Source organism: Sphingorhabdus sp., assembly GCF_046596595.1.
Classification (GTDB): Bacteria; Pseudomonadota; Alphaproteobacteria; order Sphingomonadales; family Sphingomonadaceae; genus Sphingorhabdus_B.
Genome location: NZ_JBKJMB010000010.1, coordinates 1 through 19,807 on the forward strand (window position 1 = coordinate 1; position 19,807 = coordinate 19,807).

18 protein-coding genes are annotated in these 19,807 nt (G+C 53.9%); 14 read left to right on the top strand and 4 right to left on the bottom strand.

Going from position 1 to position 19,807, the window contains the following annotated elements; translation table 11 throughout:
• From ACLL9E_RS00610 to ACLL9E_RS00655, 10 genes are all read left to right on the top strand, one after another.
• Window positions 1-3,394, top strand: a 3,394-nt coding sequence (locus tag ACLL9E_RS00610) for a hydantoinase B/oxoprolinase family protein (RefSeq protein WP_411289812.1), incomplete at its 5' end; no start/stop codon positions are given.
• A gap of 20 nt (window positions 3,395-3,414) precedes the next feature.
• Window positions 3,415-4,107, top strand: a complete 693-nt coding sequence (locus tag ACLL9E_RS00615) for a DUF969 domain-containing protein (protein ID WP_411289813.1) — start codon at window positions 3,415-3,417, stop codon at window positions 4,105-4,107.
• A complete protein-coding gene (locus ACLL9E_RS00620; protein WP_411289814.1) occupies window positions 4,104-5,045 on the top strand; it encodes a DUF979 domain-containing protein in 942 nt (313 codons plus the stop codon). The genes ACLL9E_RS00615 and ACLL9E_RS00620 overlap by 4 nt, the downstream gene beginning before the upstream one ends.
• Entirely contained in the window at window positions 5,042-6,031 is a 990-nt protein-coding gene (locus tag ACLL9E_RS00625) for a DUF2891 domain-containing protein (protein WP_411289815.1), read from the top strand. Before ACLL9E_RS00620 ends, ACLL9E_RS00625 begins: the two co-directional genes overlap by 4 nt.
• 675 nt (window positions 6,032-6,706) lie before the next feature.
• Complete coding sequence (locus ACLL9E_RS00630) at window positions 6,707-7,309, top strand: alpha/beta hydrolase (protein ID WP_411289836.1); 603 nt, start codon at window positions 6,707-6,709, stop codon at window positions 7,307-7,309.
• 209 nt (window positions 7,310-7,518) lie between these two features.
• The gene (locus ACLL9E_RS00635) at window positions 7,519-8,151 is read left to right on the top strand and encodes an SOUL family heme-binding protein (protein ID WP_411289816.1); all 633 of its coding nucleotides are present in this window, start codon (window positions 7,519-7,521) and stop codon (window positions 8,149-8,151) included.
• A 199-nt stretch (window positions 8,152-8,350) separates the two neighbouring features.
• The gene (locus ACLL9E_RS00640; RefSeq protein ID WP_411289817.1) at window positions 8,351-10,036 is read left to right on the top strand and encodes an MFS transporter; all 1,686 of its coding nucleotides are present in this window, start codon (window positions 8,351-8,353) and stop codon (window positions 10,034-10,036) included.
• The gene (locus tag ACLL9E_RS00645) at window positions 10,033-11,154 is read left to right on the top strand and encodes an HlyD family secretion protein (RefSeq protein ID WP_411289818.1); all 1,122 of its coding nucleotides are present in this window, start codon (window positions 10,033-10,035) and stop codon (window positions 11,152-11,154) included. The genes ACLL9E_RS00640 and ACLL9E_RS00645 overlap by 4 nt, the downstream gene beginning before the upstream one ends.
• 391 nt (window positions 11,155-11,545) lie before the next feature.
• Window positions 11,546-12,535 (top strand): efflux transporter outer membrane subunit, encoded by a 990-nt coding sequence (locus ACLL9E_RS00650; protein ID WP_411289837.1) that lies wholly within the window; start codon window positions 11,546-11,548, stop codon window positions 12,533-12,535.
• A gap of 359 nt (window positions 12,536-12,894) precedes the next feature.
• Complete coding sequence (locus ACLL9E_RS00655) at window positions 12,895-13,569, top strand: type 1 glutamine amidotransferase domain-containing protein (protein ID WP_411289819.1); 675 nt, start codon at window positions 12,895-12,897, stop codon at window positions 13,567-13,569.
• Between the two features lie 48 nt (window positions 13,570-13,617).
• On the opposite strand, the gene ACLL9E_RS00660 is transcribed toward ACLL9E_RS00655, so the two are convergent.
• Both ACLL9E_RS00660 and ACLL9E_RS00665 read right to left on the bottom strand, forming a co-directional pair.
• Complete coding sequence (locus ACLL9E_RS00660) at window positions 13,618-15,252, bottom strand: M28 family metallopeptidase (RefSeq protein WP_411289820.1); 1,635 nt, start codon at window positions 15,250-15,252, stop codon at window positions 13,618-13,620.
• A gap of 128 nt (window positions 15,253-15,380) precedes the next feature.
• A complete protein-coding gene (locus tag ACLL9E_RS00665) occupies window positions 15,381-15,713 on the bottom strand; it encodes a DUF6481 family protein (protein ID WP_411289821.1) in 333 nt (110 codons plus the stop codon).
• A 174-nt stretch (window positions 15,714-15,887) separates the two neighbouring features.
• Between ACLL9E_RS00665 and ACLL9E_RS00670 the strand changes: the two genes are divergently transcribed.
• The 4 genes from ACLL9E_RS00670 to ACLL9E_RS00685 all read left to right on the top strand — a co-directional run bounded on the left by ACLL9E_RS00670 (window position 15,888) and on the right by ACLL9E_RS00685 (window position 18,715).
• Entirely contained in the window at window positions 15,888-16,064 is a 177-nt protein-coding gene (locus ACLL9E_RS00670) for a hypothetical protein (protein WP_411289822.1), read from the top strand.
• Between the two features lie 523 nt (window positions 16,065-16,587).
• The gene (locus tag ACLL9E_RS00675; protein WP_411289823.1) at window positions 16,588-17,835 is read left to right on the top strand and encodes a pilus assembly protein TadG-related protein; all 1,248 of its coding nucleotides are present in this window, start codon (window positions 16,588-16,590) and stop codon (window positions 17,833-17,835) included.
• A 5-nt stretch (window positions 17,836-17,840) separates the two neighbouring features.
• Complete coding sequence (locus tag ACLL9E_RS00680) at window positions 17,841-18,314, top strand: TadE/TadG family type IV pilus assembly protein (protein ID WP_411289824.1); 474 nt, start codon at window positions 17,841-17,843, stop codon at window positions 18,312-18,314.
• Window positions 18,311-18,715: a TadE/TadG family type IV pilus assembly protein gene (locus ACLL9E_RS00685; protein ID WP_411289825.1), complete on the top strand. Its 405-nt coding sequence runs from the start codon at window positions 18,311-18,313 to the stop codon at window positions 18,713-18,715. Before ACLL9E_RS00680 ends, ACLL9E_RS00685 begins: the two co-directional genes overlap by 4 nt.
• A 50-nt stretch (window positions 18,716-18,765) precedes the next feature.
• Here ACLL9E_RS00685 and ACLL9E_RS00690 read toward each other — a convergent pair whose 3' ends face one another.
• The gene (locus tag ACLL9E_RS00690; protein ID WP_411289826.1) at window positions 18,766-19,272 is read right to left on the bottom strand and encodes a PilZ domain-containing protein; all 507 of its coding nucleotides are present in this window, start codon (window positions 19,270-19,272) and stop codon (window positions 18,766-18,768) included.
• 111 nt (window positions 19,273-19,383) lie between these two features.
• Window positions 19,384-19,788: a DUF1801 domain-containing protein gene (locus ACLL9E_RS00695; RefSeq protein WP_411289827.1), complete on the bottom strand. Its 405-nt coding sequence runs from the start codon at window positions 19,786-19,788 to the stop codon at window positions 19,384-19,386.
• Window positions 19,789-19,807: the final 19 nt, after the last annotated feature.

A 19,807-nucleotide genomic window follows, 5' to 3' on the forward strand; every position in this document is an offset into this window, starting at 1 on the left:
CATCGGCACAACAGTCGCGACCAATGCGTTACTGGAGCATAAGGGGGAGCCAACGTGCCTTGCTATTACACGGGGTTTCGGAGACGCCCTGCGGATAGGCTACCAGGAACGGCCAAAGTTGTTTGTGCGAGAGATAGAAGTGTCCGAGCCATTGCACAGCAAGGTTGTCGAGATCGACGAGCGTGTGGCTGCAAACGGCGAGGTGCTGGTGCCTTTGGACGAAGATGTGGCGAGAATAGGTCTACAGGGTGCTTATGACGAAGGTCTGCGTTCAATAGCGATCGTGTTAATGCACGGTTATCGTTTTTCGGAGCACGAGCAAAAACTGGCGTCAATAGCTGCGCAAATCGGGTTTTCGCAAATCTCGGTCAGTCATCTGGTTGCACCCGTCATTAAACTCGTGGGGCGCGGTGATACGACGTTGGTCGATGCCTATTTATCGCCAGTGCTGCGGCAATATGTTCACGAGCTAGAAGCTGAGGCGGGAGCCAATATCTCGGCACTGTTCATGCAGTCCAATGGCGGACTCACCAGTAGCCACAGCTTCCGGGGTAAAGATGCCGTGCTGTCCGGACCGGCGGGGGGCATTGTCGGGATGGCCAAGACTGCGGCTCAGGCAGGTGTAGAGAATATTATCGGCTTTGATATGGGCGGCACGTCTACGGATGTTTCGCACTATGCGGGCCAATATGAACGCGAAAGTGAAACATTGGTCGCAGGCGTCCGCATCAGGGCACCAATGATGCGCATCCATACCGTTGCTGCGGGCGGGGGATCAATTTGCTCGTTTGACGGCGCACGTTTTCAGGTTGGCCCCCATTCGGCGGGCGCAATACCTGGTCCGGCTTGTTACCGGCGCGGCGGACCATTGACCGTCACCGATTGTAACGTGCTGCTTGGTAAAATCGTCCCCGGCCATTTCCCCAGCATATTTGGCGATGATGGCAAACAGCTCCTCGACACAGGCATTGTCCGCGACAAATTGGATGCGCTCGTTGCCGAAGTTGCATTGGCGACTGGACGGAAACTCAGCGCCGAGGAGATTGCCGACGGCTTTATCGCGATCGCTGTTGCCAACATGGCAAATGCGATAAAGAAAATCTCAGTTGAGCGCGGCCACGATGTGACGCGCTACACGCTGGCCTGCTTTGGTGGCGCCGGGGGGCAGCATGCGTGTCTGGTTGCTGATGCACTGGGCATGGACAAGGTGATGATCCATCCGTTGGCCGGTGTTTTGTCGGCATATGGCATGGGCCTTGCCGACCGGCGGGCGATACGTGAACGAACCTATGGTGGCGCAATAGATTCAGATGCGCTTGGCACATTGGTCCGAAACCTTGTTACCGAAGCGGAAGGAGAGTTACGCAGACAAGGCGTCGAAGGCGATGTTGCGACTGAGGTTGCCGTTCTTGTTCGCTATGCCGGGACCGACAGCAGTATTGAGGTGGCTTATGGCGACGCGGGCGATATGCGTGCCGCATTCGAAGCATTACATATCCGCCAGTTCGGTTTTATCAGTGAGGCGCCATTGATCGTAGAAATGATCCGCGCAGAAGCTGTCTATCGTAGCCAGGTCGACGTCAATCTCCATTCCACTTTGCCGGCCTTTTCAGGCCCACCGCTCGAGCGAGTCTCCTGTTTTATGGCAGGCGTGCATCGAGATGCACTGCTCTACGACCGGACCGCATTGGCTTCTGGTTTTTCGGTGCACGGCCCAGCGATCATCATTGATCCGGTTTCGACCACAATTGTCGAGCCCGGCTGGAGGGTCGAAGTAGATGACAACGGTAATCTGATGATGACCCGAAAAACGCCGAGGGCAATATGCGGGACCTTGAGTTCAGCCGTTGATCCCGTCCGCCTCGAAATCATGGGCGGACTGTTTATGGCTATCGCAGAGGAAATGGGCGCAGCGCTGCAGCATAGTGCATCATCCGTAAATATTCGCGAACGGCTCGATTTTTCGTGCGCACTTTTTGATGCTGGCGGCAATTTGGTCGCCAATGCTCCACATATGCCGGTGCATTTGGGTTCAATGGGCGAAAGTGTCAGGACGATTTTAAAGCGGCGCGGCAAAGCGATCGACGGGCGTGGCATTCGCTCTGGCGATGTTTACGCGCTCAATGCGCCTTATGATGGCGGAACACATTTGCCGGACATTACCGTCGTTATGCCGGTATTTGTTGGCCAAAGCGATTTGTCCCCCACCTATTTCGTGGCAGCGCGCGGTCATCATGCGGATATCGGCGGCATTACGCCGGGTTCGATGCCGCCGAACAGCCAGTCAGTAGAGGAGGAAGGCGTACTGATCGATAATATGTTGATTGTCGAAAACGGACGTTTTCTGGACGCTGAGGTCCGAAATTTGCTGGGTTCAGGAAAATGGCCGTCGCGCAACATCGACCAGAATATTGCCGATCTGAAAGCGCAAATTGCCGCGTGTGCGAAGGGCTCATCGGAATTGACGCGCATAAGCGACGATTATGGCCGACATGTCGTGACGGCTTATATGCACCATGTGCAGGACCATGCCGAGGAAGCCGTGCGCAGATTGATCGTCAATTTGGCCAATGGGCACTTCCGTTATGCTATGGACAATGAAGCGGTAATTGAGGTCAGCATTGCCATCGATTGCGAAGCACGCGAGGCGACCATAGATTTTACCGGAACTTCGGCGCAACTGCCTGGTAACTTCAACGCGCCAGTTTCCGTGGTGCGCGCAGCCGTGCTGTACGTGGTGCGCACGTTGATCGACGACAATATTCCAATGAATGAAGGCTGTTTGAAACCCGTCACGATTATTGCGCCCGAGGGAACCTTAGTGAACCCGCGCTATCCGGCGGCTGTCGTGGCGGGTAACGTTGAGACCAGCCAGGTAATAACCGATGCGCTGTTCGGGGCGCTTGGGGTCATGTCGGGCGCGCAGGGCACGATGAACAACTTCACGTTCGGCAATGACCGGTACCAATATTATGAGACCATCGCTGGCGGGTCTGGTGCAGGGCCGGCATTCGACGGCGCATCGGTGGTGCAAACGCATATGACCAACAGCCGGCTAACCGATCCCGAAATACTGGAGACGCGCTTTCCTGTGCTGCTCGAGGAATTTTCCGTGCGGATCGGTTCCGGCGGGGACGGTTTGCATAAAGGCGGCGATGGCGGCGTGCGACGGGTACGCTTTCTTGAACCTATGACGGCCGGAATTTTGTCCAACAGGCGAAAGGTGCCACCCTTTGGCTTGGCCGGCGGGGAACACGGAATGCCCGGCATTAACCGCGTCGAACGTGCCGATGGCAGCGTCGAAATATTGAGCGCAACGGCTACCGTTGAAATGGAGACTGGCGACGTATTTGTCATCGAAACCCCCGGCGGGGGGGGATATGGCAAGGCTTGAGGGTTGGGAGATATGAGCTGATGTGGGTTTTGCTGGGGATAGCGGTCATCGTTATCGGCTTCATGCTGCGGGTCAACCCGTTGCTGGTAATCATGGCCTCTGCTGCGGTGACCGGAATTGCGGCGGGACTGGATGCCCACGCGATCATCTCCGCTTTTGGTAAAGCTTTCAACGATGCGCGTTATGTTTCCATCGTCTGGATTGTACTGCCCGTTATTGGGATGCTTGAAGCTTTCGGCCTGCAGGAACGGGCGCGTGGGCTGATTTCTAGCCTGAAAGGGGCAACAACCGGGCGGTTGCTAGCTGGCTATCTTTTGCTTCGTCAGATCACTGCTGCGCTGGGACTGACGTCCATTGCTGGACATCCCCAAACCGTGCGTCCGCTCGTTGCGCCCATGGCGGAAGCTGCCGCCGAGAAACAGTCAGGATCGCTGACGGATGATGAACGCGAGGAAGTGAAGGCCTATTCTGCCGCAACCGACAATGTTGGGCTGTTTTTTGGCGAGGACATATTTCTCGCAATAGGTTCGATCCTTTTGATGAAAGGATTGCTTGAGCAATATGGCATCATATTGGAACCGTTTGAGCTCTCCATCTGGGCAATCCCGACCGCTATCGCGGCCTTTCTTATCCATGGCTTCAGACTGTGGCGACTGGACCGCCGCCTTGCGACCAAATCCGGCGATGTGCCTGATGGTGGAAAAGCAGCATGATTACGCTGACTTGGGTATATATTCTGGCGGGTGGCGCCTTTGGGGCATTCGCACTCGTTAACCTGGCGGATAAAAGCAATCCGCGTCGCTTCGGCAATGCTGCCTTCTGGGGCCTGATGGCGGCAAGCATGTGGGCCGGCGACTGGCTGGGTAACTTCGGCAATGGCCTGCTGGTACTTGCGTTGGTGGCGATTGCTGGGTTTGGTGTACTCGGTAAAGCTAACAGCGACGAAATTCCTGAACCAATCAAGCAGGAGCGCGCCTCTCATTACGGCAATGGCTTATTCGCTGTCGCGTTGATCATCCCAGCTACGGCGCTTGCCGGAACCTTGCTTTTCAAAGAATTCCCCGCCGTATTCGACGTGAAACAAGTTACCCTGATCTCGCTCGCATTGGGCGTCCTGCTTGCCCTTGGGGTGGGCTTTGCTTGGCTGCGTGCGGCACCTTCTTTACCGTTAGCACAAGGGCGGCGCTTGATGGATTCTGTTGGTTGGGCAGCAATCCTGCCGCAGATGCTGGCAAGTCTGGGCGCTGTGTTCGCGCTTGCAGGCGTCGGCGACGTTGTCGGGGGTGTGGTTCAGCTGGCTATCCCGGATGGGAGTTTGCTTGGTGCGGTAATTGCGTTTGGACTCGGCATGGCTTTGTTCACGATGATCATGGGAAATGCCTTTGCCGCTTTTCCGGTAATGATCGCCGCAATTGGAATGCCGCTGCTTATAAAACAATATAATGGTGACCCGGCGATTGTTTGTGCAATTGGCATGCTTGCCGGATTTTGCGGGACGTTGATGACGCCGATGGCGGCAAACTTTAATCTGGTCCCCGCCGCTCTGCTGGAACTGAAAGATGAAAATGCTGTGGTAAAAGCGCAAGTCGCGACTGCGCTGCCGTTGCTGGCGGTCAATATAGCGCTCATCTATTTCCTGGCATTTCGATGACCCGGTTGACCCCAGCCATCGCATCGCAATTTGCACGCACGACGCTGAGCCACTTGGGGAGGTGCTATCCCTATAAAATGGACCTTGTACTGAACGGTCCAGAAGACACTCAAGCCCCTGCCGTTTTCCATCCAATTTTTCATGGCAGTTTCGACTGGCATAGCTGTGTGCATGGATGGTGGCAGGTTATGCGGCTGTCCCGGCTCTATCCGAACATGGCTGAGGTATCAGAGGTCTACGCGCGGGCGGACGAGATGCTGGTGCCTGACAAGGTCGCTATCGAACGCGCCTTCCTCAAGCGCCCGATGTCAGCAGGTTTTGAAAGGCCTTATGGCTGGGCTTGGCTGCTCGCATTACACGCGGAGTTGGAGCGCCACGATGGCCCGTGGGCAAGCGCACTCAAGCCGTTGGCTTTGGACTTTGCAAAGCGCTTTCACGACTTTCTTCCAAAGCTTACTTACCCCTTGCGTGTCGGCACCCACTTTAACATATCTTTTGCACTCGTGCTGGCCGACGAATGGGCTGATAATCATGACGCCGCGCTGACGGCACTGATCGCTGCCAAGGCCAAAGGGTGGTTCTCGCAGGACCGAGACTGCCAGGCATGGGAACCTGGCGGCGACGAATTCCTGTCCTCTGCGTTGACCGAAGCGTTGCTCATGAGCCGCGTCTTACCCAAAGCGGAGTTTACCGTATGGTTTGACGGTTTTCTTCCGAGATCTGCGATTGGCTCTCCCGCCAACCTGTTTACCCCTGCTGTTGTGTCGGACCGGAGCGATGGCAAGATCGCGCATCTTGATGGTCTCAATTTAAGCCGTGCCTGGTGTTGGCGGAAAATCGCTGCTGTGCTTGGTCCAGAGCACGCCGTGTTTTCAATCGCTGAACAGGCTTATATGCGACATCTCGATGCCAGCCTTCCTCATGTGACTGGCGATTATATGGGCGAACACTGGTTGGCTACTTTTGCGTTGCTTGCCCTCGAGTAAATTTAGTGAAAGCGGCGTATCGCATTCTTACCTGACAACGCTTGCGTATTTGCGCTCGATTAAAACATGTATCTGCATTTTATTGGCGAGGCCTGTACTCGTCGGGCCGTTAACTTCGCACTACAAATCCTAAAAATCGGAATAAATTCCCAACCTTTGTAAAAATTCTAATTGTCCGTTGGTGATAACTTTTGCCTAAGTATCTGAAATAAATGACCAAGATATATTTGGCATGGGCTGTGCAGTGTGGTTCGCAAGACCAATATCGGTCGGATCATTCATAAGGAATTCATCATGACACAATATGTAAGCACACAAATCATTTCGGCTTTCGCAGCAGTTATCTGCGCTTTCATCACCATCGGTATCAGCGTTGCGCCAGCAGTCGCACCTGTGTCTGGTCTCGTTGCCTAAAACACCAATCATATGAGAATATGGGCAGTTTCAATTCAGGGGCATCAAATTTCCTCACCCAGCATCGCATTGTCATGGAACGGCAAGCAATAGGCCAGACTGATGTCAGTTTAACACAAGCGCCGAAATAATTGCTAATCTTCCAATTATCGGCTGTGATGTTGGACAGCGAAGCGGCCTAATTTTTCGTGGGGAGTTAACCTGTCTAAAATCGTCAACGGCAAGAGCCTCAAGCCTAAATCAGGGGCGTCACCTAAACAGATCGTGTTGCTGCTGCATGGCTTTGGCTCAAGCGGAGACGACATGATTTCCTTGGCACCGCATTGGCAAGATTTTCTGCCCGATGCGCTGTTTCTTGCGCCTCACGCTCCCCAGAAATGCGGAATGATGGGCGCCGGATATCAGTGGTGGGGGCTGTCGGGTTTTGCCCCGTCCGTGCTGGCGGCTGGTGCGTCGTCCGCTGCGCCGGCGATCGACGCATTCATTGACCGCAAGTTAGATGAGTATGGACTGACCGAGGCCGATTTGGCGCTGGTAGGGTTCAGCCAGGGCACAATGATGGCGCTGCACGTCGGTCTGCGCCGGCTGCGCAAAGTTGCCGCGATCGTTGGATATTCGGGGATGTTAACCAGCGCGGCAGAGCTTTCCCACATCGACCATAAAAAGCCGCCCGTCTTACTGGTTCATGGAACAGCAGACCCGGTGGTACCAATCGCAGCGATGCACATGGCGGAAAGCGATCTCAAACGCCTTGGCGTCCCGGTAAGAAGCCATGTCTCCTATGGCGTTGCGCACACAGTCGATCCTGTTGGCTTGCGGCTTGGACAGGATTTTGTTGCAGAGGCATTTCTTCGATCTGAATAGATATTTTAGAACGACCGTGGGCACGTGACGACATCAATCATGCGTTAAGGTCGCGAACAGTTTGGTCGCTCCGCTTAGCCACTAGGTTTGGACGGCAGCGGCGGATGTCGTACGCAAGTTCAATTGGCGGGCAATTTATCTTCTGTTGTGGTTTGATCACGTTGCGGCATAATGATGAGTGTGGTCTCGTTTCCTGAGGGTAAGATATAATGCGCAAGCGATCCATATTATTGGCTGCTGCAGGTCTTGCCGGATTGGGGGCAGTTAGCTGGAGTGCTATGGCAAGTGATGTCGAAACCCCTAATTATAAGGTGTCGGGCAAAAGCGGCGACATCGAGATTCGTGAATACAGCCCGACAATCGTCGCAGAAGCAACCGTAGAAGGGGATCGCGACGAAGCGATCCAACGTGGTTTTCGCATTATTGCCGACTACATCTTCGGCAACAATCTCTCCTCCGCAAAAGTAGCGATGACCGCTCCCGTTACCCAGCAGTCCAGCGAAAAAATTGCCATGACTGCGCCCGTCACACAGCAGGCCAAGGGTAAATCCTGGAATGTGCGCTTTGTGATGCCGTCGAAATATACGATGGAAACGCTGCCTAAGCCGGTCAATCCGCAAGTAGTTTTGATTGAAGTGCCGGCAACGCGCTTTGCCGCAATCCGCTTTTCGGGTTTCGCCGGTCAGGAGACACTCGACGAGCAGGAAAAGCAATTGCGCGCGTTTATGACTGAGCGCGGCCTCACTGAAGCAGCCATGCCTCAATATGCCTTTTACAATGCGCCTTGGACACTGCCGTTCATGCGCCGCAATGAAATCATGATCGAGATTGCGGTCAGCTAACATCGGCAGAGGCCGATTGCGTTTCTGTCTACGCCGTCCGGTGCGAAGGAACATTCCGCATAGTTTAGAGTTTAGGTGTTTTTGTGCCTACGAGCGTCGTGAGCGCCCAAAACTTTGCCGACGATGGAACATAGGTTGGACGATGATGCAGCATTTTTTGCCTGTCTTACTGCGGTAATTATAGGGTCATTTCCGGATCATGGCTGACGAACCCGCTTTTTTTGATCGGGACGGAGGCTATCGGTTCAAGCCGCACGAGCTACCGGTGATGCCCGGTTCGCCAGAAAATCCTGATCATCCGCTGCGCCGACGGATTGCGTATTTAACCATCGGCATTCTGCTTGGCTTTGTTGGGGGTGCGCAGAATGGATATCTGCTGGCCAACTCGATGGCATTACAGGCGCAAATGGCGCTGACACCCGTTGAATTCGGTTGGCTCAATGTAGCATTTTATTCGACATATGCATGCATGAGCATGTTGCTGTTTCGTGTTCGGCAGGAGTTCGGAATCCAACCGTTCGTACATTGGGCAATGCTTGGCCTGGTTCTGGCAAACTTTATCCAGCTGCTCGAACCGGGCTACTTGGTTGAGCTTGCAGCACGAGCAATGGCGGGAATAACGGCGAGTGGCCTCACGGCCCTCTCGTTATACTATCTGATGCAGGGCCTTCCAGCAGCGATGCGTATTGCAGGGCTCATTTTATCGCTTGGACTTGTCCAGTTTGCTGTACCCTTGACCAGGGCGATTTCGCCTTCGCTTCTCGTTGATGGCGATCTGCGCCACGCCCTGCAATTCCAGTTCGGTCTTTCATTGTTGGCACTGGGTGTTGTCTACATGCTGCGGCTTCCGCCTGGTCTCCGACAAAAGACTTTTGAAAAACTCGATATCCCCAGCTTTCTGCTGTTCATGACCGGTGTGGCCGCCTTATGTGCGTTCCTGATCCAAGGACGGATCCAATGGTGGGACACCCCTTGGCTTTGGGGCGCGCTGGCGGTCGCGGTAATCGGGATAGGCGGCTGTTTCCTGATCGAAATCAACCGGAAAAGTCCGATGCTCGACCTGCGTTGGTTATCAAGTCGCGCGCTTGTTTCGCTTGCCCTTGTCGCGGCAACGGTTCGTATTTTAGTGGCCGAACAAGGGTTCGGTGCTAGCGGGCTCTTTTCCGCACTCGGCTACGCTAATACGCAGCTATCGACATATTACTATATTCTGGCGGGCGCGACATTTGCGGGCATGATAATGTCGGTGATCCGCCTTAATCCAAAGGATTTAACGCGCCCGGTCCTGTTTGCCATTCTGGTCATTATGATTGCGGCGTTCGCCGACACAAAGACCGGGGTAATGACGCGCCCGCAGGATCTGTTCTGGACTCAATCGGCCATCGCTTTTGCTGCGGTCTTTGCGATGGGGCCAGTCATGATGCAGGGAATGGTGCGCGCGCTTGCCGCAGGTCCATCTTACGTCGTTAGCTTTATCGCCATGTTTTCGCTGTCACAATCATTGGGCGGATTGGCCGGCATTTCGGCTCTATCCGCATTCTATACGATACGGGTGAAAACGCACTTTATCGATGCCGGCGGCACACTTACACTTACTAACCCCCAACTCGTCGATGCACTTGGAGCGACAGTGCGTAATGCTGGTTCAGTCCAAGTAGATTCGGCATTGAGCCAACAGGCAGCGGCTGCCACCATTTCCCAAATTGCCGGCAAGGAAGCTGCGGTTCTGGCATTTAATGACGTGTTTTTCCTGATCGGGACACTTGCCGCGATTTTATTTATCATCGTTTTCGTCCCGTGGATTGTAAATCGCCGCAACCGTCGCAACCCACTTGGCAAGGAGTTGGTCATGCTCGAAAATATGCTCGCAAGGACTAAGAAATGACTGATGCTGCGTCTGAACCCGATTCGCTTCCGGGCAACCAGAAGTTTGACGAACAAGTCGCGGATTCATCACCGACAGGATGGTCACCAAACCGTTCCAGGCGCAACATTATCATTGGGTCCGCCCTGATTTTGGGCGGCGTCGCGATCGCCCTATTTGCGTGGGGATTACCGCCTTTTAACAGCGGGAGTGTAACCACCAATAACGCGTATGTGCGCGGCCGGACTATCGTGGTCAGCCCTCAGGTCGGCGGCTATTTGGTCGACGTGCCGGTCGTTGATTTTCAGCAAGTCCGCAAAGGTGATCTGCTCGCAAGAATTGACGACAGGCCGTTTCGCGAAAAGCTGCTGCAAGGCGAGGCCACGACTGCGGCGCAGAATGCGAATTTGGCAAATAGCCAACAAAGCCTTCGGTCGGCACAAGCGCAGCGAGACCTTCAAGACGCCTCGGTCGCAAGTGCACAAGCTGCACTTCAAAAGGCACAGGCCGATATGAATAGAATTACCGAATTGGTGGGAGAAGGGTCAGTATCACTCCGCGACCGCGACCAAGCGCGCGCGGTGCTCCAACAGGCGCAGGCCGGAGTGCGGCAAGCGCAAGCACAGCGGGCCATCGCAAATGAACAAATCCGGTCTGTCCAAGTCGGCCGCGGTGCACTTGAAGCACAAGTTAAGGGCGCAAACGCCACCAAAGGTCTGGCGCTACTCGAATTGTCACGAACCGAGGTTCGCGCACCACGCGATGGCCAACTAAGCGAAGTTGCTGCACGCGAAGGCCATCTGGTGAACGCAGGCACCCAACTCATGTTCATCGTCCCGGACGAACTATGGGTCATTGCAAACTTCAAAGAAGCGCAGACATCTCAGATGAAAGTAGGTCAGCGCGCAACGTTGGAAATCGACGCGCTCGGCGGGGCGAAACTCGAAGGTAAGGTGCAGAGCATTGCACCAGCCGCAGGTAGCGAGTTCAGCGTCATCAAGCCGGATACTGGTGCAGGTAACTTTGTGAAAGTGCCGCAGCGTATTGCAGTTCGCATCATTTTCAACCGCGGTCAGAAGCTCGCCCGGCGGCTTGGACCCGGCATGTCGGTTGTAGCAACAGTGCACGCCGGAGAGTGACAGTGGTGAACAGGCATTTGCTCAATGTTGTCGCGCTTCCACTCGTTTTAGCGGCCTGTGCCCCCGCACTTCAGCCAATACCGCAAGGTGCGAGTGTGTCTGCGCCGTTGGAATGGCGAACACATATATCCAACGCTGGCCGCATGGAGGAGCGTTGGTGGCTCAGCTTTGGGGATCCAATGCTTGCACAGCTTGTCCAAGAATCGCGAACGCACAATCCGGATATTAACCTTGCGGCCGCGCGGGTTGCAGAAGCCCGGGCTACCGAACAAGTTTCACGTTCCCTGCTGCTGCCATCAATAGGCGTTGGTGTAGATGCAGCCGCGCGTCGCGAAGTATTGCCCTTTGGCCGCGCTCAGGAGTCCCTCGCGGTGTTGCCAGCCTTTCGAGCATCCTACGAAGTCGATGTGTTCGGCAAAACAGATCCAGGGTTGACGCAGCCGAGGCAAACGTTTCTGCTTCCAAGGCAGCGGAGGAGTCTGTGCGCTTGTCGGTGACCGCCGCTTCAGCGAGTGGTTATGTCACGTTGCTTGCACTTGATGCGCGTTTGGCCGTGTTAAAACAGACGTTGCGGTCGCGCGCGGAGGCACTGAAATTTGCACGAGACCGAGCCGAAGTCGGTTATACGTCGCAACTTGAATTGCGTCAGGCGCAGGCCGAATATGAAGCAACGGCACAGCAAATTCCGCAAGTCGAGACGCAAATCGCGCGCCAGGAAAATGCTGTTTCGGTTCTCACTGGAATTTTGCCTGCGGCAATCACGCGGGGTGGTGACCTGTCGGGGCTGGCACAGCCCGCGACACCCCTTATTCTCCCGTCCGAGCTGTTACGTCGTCGACCTGATGTTGCAGCTGCCGAGTATAGGATAGCGGCGGCAGATGCCCAGATGCGGTCTGCGCGCGCGCAATTCATGCCGTCCATCAACCTGGGCGCGAGCGCCGGGGTGGCTCTATCCGACCTGCTTTCCAATCCAGTCATTATCTGGTCAATCGGCGGAAGCGTGCTTGCACCAATTTTTCAGGGAGGTCGCCTGCAAGGGCAATTGGATGTCGCCACCGCGCAACGCGACCAAGCCGCATGGGCTTACCGTGCCACGGCTCTCAATGCGTTCCGGGAAGTTGAAGACCGAATGATCGGACTTAAAAAGCTCGACGAACAACAGCTGTCGTTGTTCGGCCAACAAGCAGCGGTTAGCGAAGTTGTCCGGCACACACGCAATCGGTACCGCGCAGGATATATTTCCTATATCGAACAACTTGATGCCGAGCGGGCGCTGCTGAGTGTAGAATTAGCGCTCGTCCAACTGCGTGCCGACCGGCTGAATATGCTCATCAGTCTATATCAGGCAGTTGGCGGCTCACCAGCGGCTAATGCAGACTAGCCGTGCGCGGGTATGATGTGCGAAAGACCCTGCTCATTTTAACTGCTAGAGTTGTCTCAATATGGCTAGGGTTGGACGCATTAATTATTGGGAATTAAGCAACTCTGCTGGAAACCGCGCAACGCTACACCTTCCCGAAATTGAAACTTAATTAGCGCGATCAAGGCGATCATAATATGGGGCCGGCAAAATATGCTCTTCGGGAATTTCCTCTAAGCAGAACCATACCAATTGCTGCCAATGCCCTGCAATGGTTATTTTATCTCACGCATCGTACATCGCTTTTGGGAACTTTAAGCGCCATAATCGCTTACCCATCATGACCGCTTAATATTCTTTTTGGAAATGGTAATATCTCGATGAAATTGCTCATGGTTCTGACATCACACGACAAGCTTGGCGACACTGGAAAAAAGACAGGTTTTTGGCTCGAGGAGTTTGCCGCGCCTTATTATGTCTTTAAAGATGCCGGAGCCGAGATAACCCTTGCGTCACCAAAGGGTGGACAGCCTCCGTTGGATCCAAGCAGCGAGGCTGCAGATGCACTGACCGAAGCGACAAAACGCTTCAATGCCGACGATGCGGCCAAGCATGAACTTGCGAATACTGTGCTGTTATCGACCGTTTCTGTCGATGGTTTCGATGCGATCTTTTTCCCGGGCGGTCACGGTCCGCTTTGGGACCTCGCCGAAGATGCCGACAGCATTAGGTTGATCGAAAGCTTTGCTTCACACGACCTGCCGATTGGTGCGGTCTGCCACGCCCCGGCAATTTTCAAACGCCCAAAGGGTTCGAACGGCAAATCTGTGGTATCCGGCAAGAATGTGACAGGGTTCACCAACAGCGAAGAAGAAGGCGTTGGATTGACGGATGTCGTTCCATTCCTCGTCGAGGACATGTTGAAAGCGAACGGCGGTCTTTACCAAAAAGGTGCCGACTGGGCATCTTTCGTTGTGACTGATGGCAAGCTTGTCACTGGACAGAACCCGGCTTCGTCTGAAGAGGCTGCACGCAAGTTGCTTAAACTGCTTTAGGCTGTCCGCTTCGGGCAGGCCTCCCACTTCAGCGCGCAACAATGATATTTAATCATTGTTGGCGCTTGTGTCGCTGAGGGCGCCATATCCGTTGAAGAGGGTTCCAAAGAAATCGCCCTGCTTCCAGCGCGGACGATCCTTGGCGTCGGCAAGATCGCGCGCGATTGCGAGATTAAGGCCAACAAACTTTGCAGCAGCTCCCCAGTTAATAGGAAGATTCATGTCATCCGACGGCTGATGATAATTTGCCTTTAGGAACGCTGCGCCGGCAGCAGCACCATTTCCACCGGGACCAGTGACAAGGAACACGGAGGGAATTCCCTGTTGGACAAACCGGTAATGGTCAGAGCGCGTAAAAAGGCTTTGTTCGGGCTGCGGATCAGCGACGAGCGATATCCCCATCGAAGCGCCAGCACGTGCAACAGCAGGCCCAATGGAGGAGCGTTCGGCCCCAAAAGCAACGATATCTGAAAAATCATAGGTGACGATTGGCATGTCGAGATTTACGTTTGCGACGAGATTGGCTTTCGGCACTGTCGGGTTCTGGGCAAAATAGTCGGCACCTACCAATCCCTTTTCCTCTGCAGTAACCGCAAGGAACAGGAGCGAACGCTTTGGCACGGCTTTCGAATGTTTAAATCCGTGCGCGACCTCGATCATTGAGGCAATGCCCATGGCGTTGTCCATCGCGCCGTTGCAAATATTGTCGCCCTTCACTTCAGGGCAGATACCGGTGTGGTCGAGGTGGCCCGACAGAACAATAACTTGATCCTTTAAGACGGGATCGGAGCCTTCCAATATGCCCGCGACGTTGCTGCTCATGACACGTTTGATCTCGGTGTTTAGTGCGACGCGTGCCCTCAAGGGGAGATCTGTGCGTTTTGGATTGGCCGCCTTGCTTTCCGACGCGGCATAGATTGCATCCGCACCGCCGGGTAGACCGGCAAACAATTTTGCGGCTCCTAAGAGGCTGACCGACGCCAGCACCGGCGCAGTTCCGCCGGGATAAGATGCTGTGCCATTGGCATCTGCCCAAGTTGCGCCCAGATAGCGCCAATTGCGTGCGCGAAGCGTGAATGCAGCAACCTTTTCGCGTGTTGGCGTATCAACCAAAATGATGCCGACTGCACCCCGTTTGGCGGCAAGTTCGCGTTTGCTGACGGTGTTCGCGTAATGCGCGCGTTCTTCGGTTGGCAGTGTGGACGGCGCGCCTGCAAGCAGGACAACAATTTTGCCCTTTACATCGATCCCGGCATAATCATCACGTTTAAAGTCAGGCGCAACCACACCGAAACCTGCAAAAACCAGCGGCGCGGTCAGCGTAAGTTGGGGTGCCAGGGGCGTCGTTCCAGGGAGATAATCAACGCCAAATTCAAGGCGGGTTTCTGTATTCTTGTTGAGCAGGAATATGCTGCCTTCATCAGCGGCCCGAAAAGTAACGAGCGGCACAGGCTGGATATAACTGTCTTTTGCACCAGCGGGCTTGAGGCCCATGGTTTCAAATTGGGCAGCAACATAACGCGCGGCAATATCATATTCGGGCGATCCGGCTTCGCGGCCTTTCATCTCGTCACTGGCAAGAAACCCGACATGTCCCCGCATGGCGGCCTCTTCGGGTTGCCACGTTTCGGCAGCTACGGGGGTTGAAACTGCACACAGAACAAAAGCTACAGATCGAAACATATTAAACCCCTATTTCAGATTGGAAGCGTCCATCGGCTTAACTTGCCTTGCGCAACGTGAAGCCCGGTCACCCAGCCGCGTTGCGCAGACGATGGTGACGTTTGCAGGACCGGTGACGTGCTGCCTTGTTATTTCTTGCCTTTGCGACTTTTGCGAGCTGCATATTTGGCGTCACGCTCGATTTTGCGTTCTTCGTCGGTTTTTCCTGCAGCTTCGGCTTCTGCCTCTGTTAGTTTTTGAGCCTGCTCGAGCTTCAATGCCTTTTGCAGTTCGCGCGCGGCCAGCTTTTCTTCGCGTGCCTTTTCCTGGACAAGTTTGCGCGCCTCGGCTGCCTCGCGCCGAACAGCCAGTGTGGCCTCATCGATCGGCGGCTTTGCGCGCAGCTGCTTGACTGCATCCAGTTTCGCTTTGTTCGCTAAGGCCGTACGTTCTTGAAATGAAGGCTCTTTGTAAGAAGACATATATTATTATTTTCCAGTTGAATTATTGAAGCACCCATCAGGCGCAATGATACATCCTTTAGATATGGTCCTTCTCCTCAAAAGGCAAACATATGGAACGCTAAACGCAAATTAACATCGTTAATCCAATCCACAGTTCTGTTGCCTAACGTCAGTTCGTCAGGAGACATCAATATGAAGTTTATAGCACTCCACTCGCGCGGCGGGGATTATCTTATTGTAGCATCAAATGTGGCTTGGCTGCGCTCGGCCGAAAACGGCCAGACGCAAATCGGCATTGTCGGGGGGCAGCCTTTACTCGTGGCAGGCAGTATGGAGGAAATTGCAGCAAAACTTGTTGCCGACGCTTAAGCGCCCAAAAAATTTACAGATAGCATGCGACATTTAAGGCAACAAAGTTGTCCAGTAAATGCAACGGAAATTGCCTCCTAATGCCGTGTTTCAGGCAAAGCATCTCGCCAACGGGGCTTAAGGTCAACCCTCCATTGTCGTTTGATCACAAGCGCTATTGGGTATTTCAATGTGCATAAGGCCTTCAAGGTTGGAGCGTTATGAAACCATATTTTTTTGTGGGTTGCCGAGCGACCGAATCAAACGGTGATTTTCGTCCCATCGCACACGGTTGCGCCCCCATATACGTTTGTAGTCCAAATTATCTATAACTTAGGTTCAAGATATTGATTTAATCTTCTTTAGATATTGTAGTCCTTTCTATTTGAATATTTGTGCTTTTGTTACCCAAGCACTGTCATAATTGGATGTTTTTGAGTTTTAAGGAATTGGTTACCCCGTTTACGTAGCACTCGTTAACTAAATTGCTGGATAATTATCGCGGGAAATGCGAAATCTTTTTTGCTCATTGTGGGTGTGGAATATGCGTAAATTTAAGACTTTTGTAAAAAATCTACACACCAACGAACGGGGTAACGTCTTGATCCTCATGGGTCTATCGATGCCGTTGCTTGTCGGCCTCGCCGGCCTTGGCACAGACACCGTTCAATGGACTTTGATGAAACAGCAACTGCAGCGCAGTGCAGATTCGGCTGCGTTGAATGGCGCCTACGCCAAAGCTCAATCGGAAGATGTCAGCGCAAATGCCAACAATGACCTGACCAAGACACTGGATGGGTTTACTGGCGTGGGCATTACAATCCAAAACGCGCCAACCGCAGGAGCCTTTGCAGGTAACACGCGCGCCGTGAAAGTTATTTTGACCTACAGTAAGGCGCTGCCCTTCTCGAGTATATTTTTAAGCACCCCGCCTCTTATTACCGTAGAGGCAATAGCTGCCGTACTCAACAACGGAGATTATTGCGTTATCTCGCTCGAAGACACCAATGCAAATGGTATCACATTCTCCGGAAATTCTACCGTTGATCTGGGTTGTGGTGTCGCAAGCAATTCTTCGGGGACCACAGCAGTCACCGCTGACGGGTCGACGAGAGTGTTCGCTTCCCCGATTGCGGCCGTGGGTAACGTACCTGCGAGCACAAATTACGCCAGTGGGACCCAACTCATCCCTTATTCCATCCCGCAACGCGATCCGTTCGCGGCGCTTACGGATCCAAGCGCCGACTTGCCGGCGGTTTGCGACGGCAATTCGCTCACCGTAGGCAGCAATCAAAATCTTACTATAAGTCCTGGATGCTTTACCAACATCAATGTTCGCGGGATACTGACGATGATGCCAGGCACTTATTATATCAAAGGTGGCGATTTTGAAACCAACGCGCAATCCGTCATAACCGGTGTTGGCGTGACGGTTATTTTAACTGGCGGCGGCACTTCCATCGGACAAGTTAAAATGAACGGCGGGGCCAGTATTGCTATGTCGGCCCCGACCAGTGGCCCTTTCAAAGGTATGTTGTTCTATAAGGACCGTGACGCGCCTGCATCTTATAACGACGTCTTCAATGGTGGGGCCTCGGGATCGTTTCTGGGGGCAATTTATATGCCAAGCCAGACGGTAACATTGAACGGAAATTCGACTTTTGCAACCGATTGTCTTCAGATCGTCTCGCGCAACGTTGTGATGACCGGAAACACCACCATAACCAATGATTGTCCCGTTGGAACCACTGCCGATACTTTTGAGGGTACGCAAGTCAGGCTCGTAGGGTGAACCGCATGACAAGGCGTATTTCCTTTTTAAGAGCCATCGCGCAAAATGCGCATGGGACCAGCACGATTGAGCTTGCGTTCGTGTTCCCCATTGGCCTCCTGCTTTTACTGGGTGCCGTCGACTCTTCTCTGGCATTTGCCGAAAAGCTGCGGGTCGAAGCCGCCGCAGCAAGGGCAATTGAGCAAATCACGGCGTTTTCGAGGGTCAAAACCGATTACACGGCAAGCCAAGCGGAAGCAGCCGCCGCGGCTAATGTTCCGGCATCTGACGTAACAGTCACCTATTGGCTAGAATGTAACAACGTTGTCCAAAGTTCATTTACAGGAAGCTGCGCCAATGCCAGCGATCAGATCGCACGCTTTGTGAAGGTGAGCGTCAGAGGGAAATTTTCGCCGGCGGTAAATTACGGTAGGTTCCTCACCACCGATGCTAATGGCTTCGTCCGCGTACTTGGCGACGCGTCCGTGAGGATCCAGTGACGCTGTTTTCAAAGTATCGCAAAAATGAGTCAGGCGCATCGGCAACCGAATTTGCGTTGGCTGTCCCACTCGTTTTGCTTTTGTTTTATGGAATGGCGCAATTCGGCCTGATATTGCTTGCCAACGCGGGGCTACGGCATGCTGTTGACATGGGCGCGCGCGCCACGACAGTTTATATCGGTGCGACGCCCATGACAGACGCACAGATCAGGTCGCGCGTGACAAGTGCTCTATACGGCATGACGACTGGAACAGTCTCGACGCCTTCGGTCACGAGAGGGACCAGCAATGGCGTTAACTATGTCGATATATCGATTTCTTACTCGGTTCCCGTTGACTTCATTGCTTATCAGTATGGGCCAATCGTACTTCGTGAAAGACGGCGGGCATATTTGCCTTAAAAGGGTGCGGCTGGTCCCGGAAAACTTGGTCCGCGTAGCGGCGCTGAGGATTATTGCGACAGCGTCCAATATGTTATGGCACCGATAATGAGCCATAAGGCCGCGGCTAAGCCGATGATGAGCCAAAGCTTGGCGCCTGGCGACAGTTCACCGGCCAGTGCGATAGCGTTTCCTGCATCATAAGGCGCTCTGGTGACGATAACGTCTTGCGGCACATCATTTGTTCTGGAGAGCGTGAAACGACCGCCTAAGCGTGCAGCGCTAACGGCCGCAGGCGATATCTCGCGGGTAAATTTGCATCCGTAAATTTCGCCGCCGATCCACATAATTTCTGCAATCATCACTCCGGCTTGTGGCAGGTTGACCTCGATCATTTCGCCGACTTTTAAACGGGATTCGGTTTCAATCAAAATACCCGAGTCGGAAATGTCGTGCACGATTACTGCGCCGGTTAAGGATTCAGGACCGCGCGCTTCGACCTCCAGAAGCAGTTTGTGCCGCCGTTGACGCCTTTTATCGACAGTCGTTTCGATCGTGGCTTTTCGTTGCAATGACACAGCTGGTTCCTTCCTCGTACCGAGGTGTCGGAATAGCGTTAAGATTTTCTTAAGTTGGCGCCTAAGTTGGCGGCAAAATTTACATATGCGCTATTGTTTGGCGCGCAGGAGTTACGCAGCGGCCGCAACGAAGCTACGCTGGACGATCTCTTCAAGCACGGCCAAATCCACATCAGCGAGCTTGTTGACGTATAGACATCCCTTTCCGGACTTATGCTTGCCCAAGCGTTCGAGCAACGCAGCATATTCCGGGAAATTCCCCACATAAAAGACCAGATTGGCCGACCGCGGAGAGAAGCCTACACGGCAGGTATCGCCTTCATGCCCGCTGGCATAACGATAATGATAACTGCCAAACCCAATGATTGACGGCCCCCACATTGTCGCAGCTGCACCCGTGACGCGCTCCATCATCTGCCTTACAACTGTTGCATCTTCGCGCCGCGTCGGCTTTTCAACCGCCGCGATAAAGGCGTCAACATTGACGGGGGTGGGCTTGGTCTTTGCTTCGGGCATGTCGTTGTCCCATGTCTGT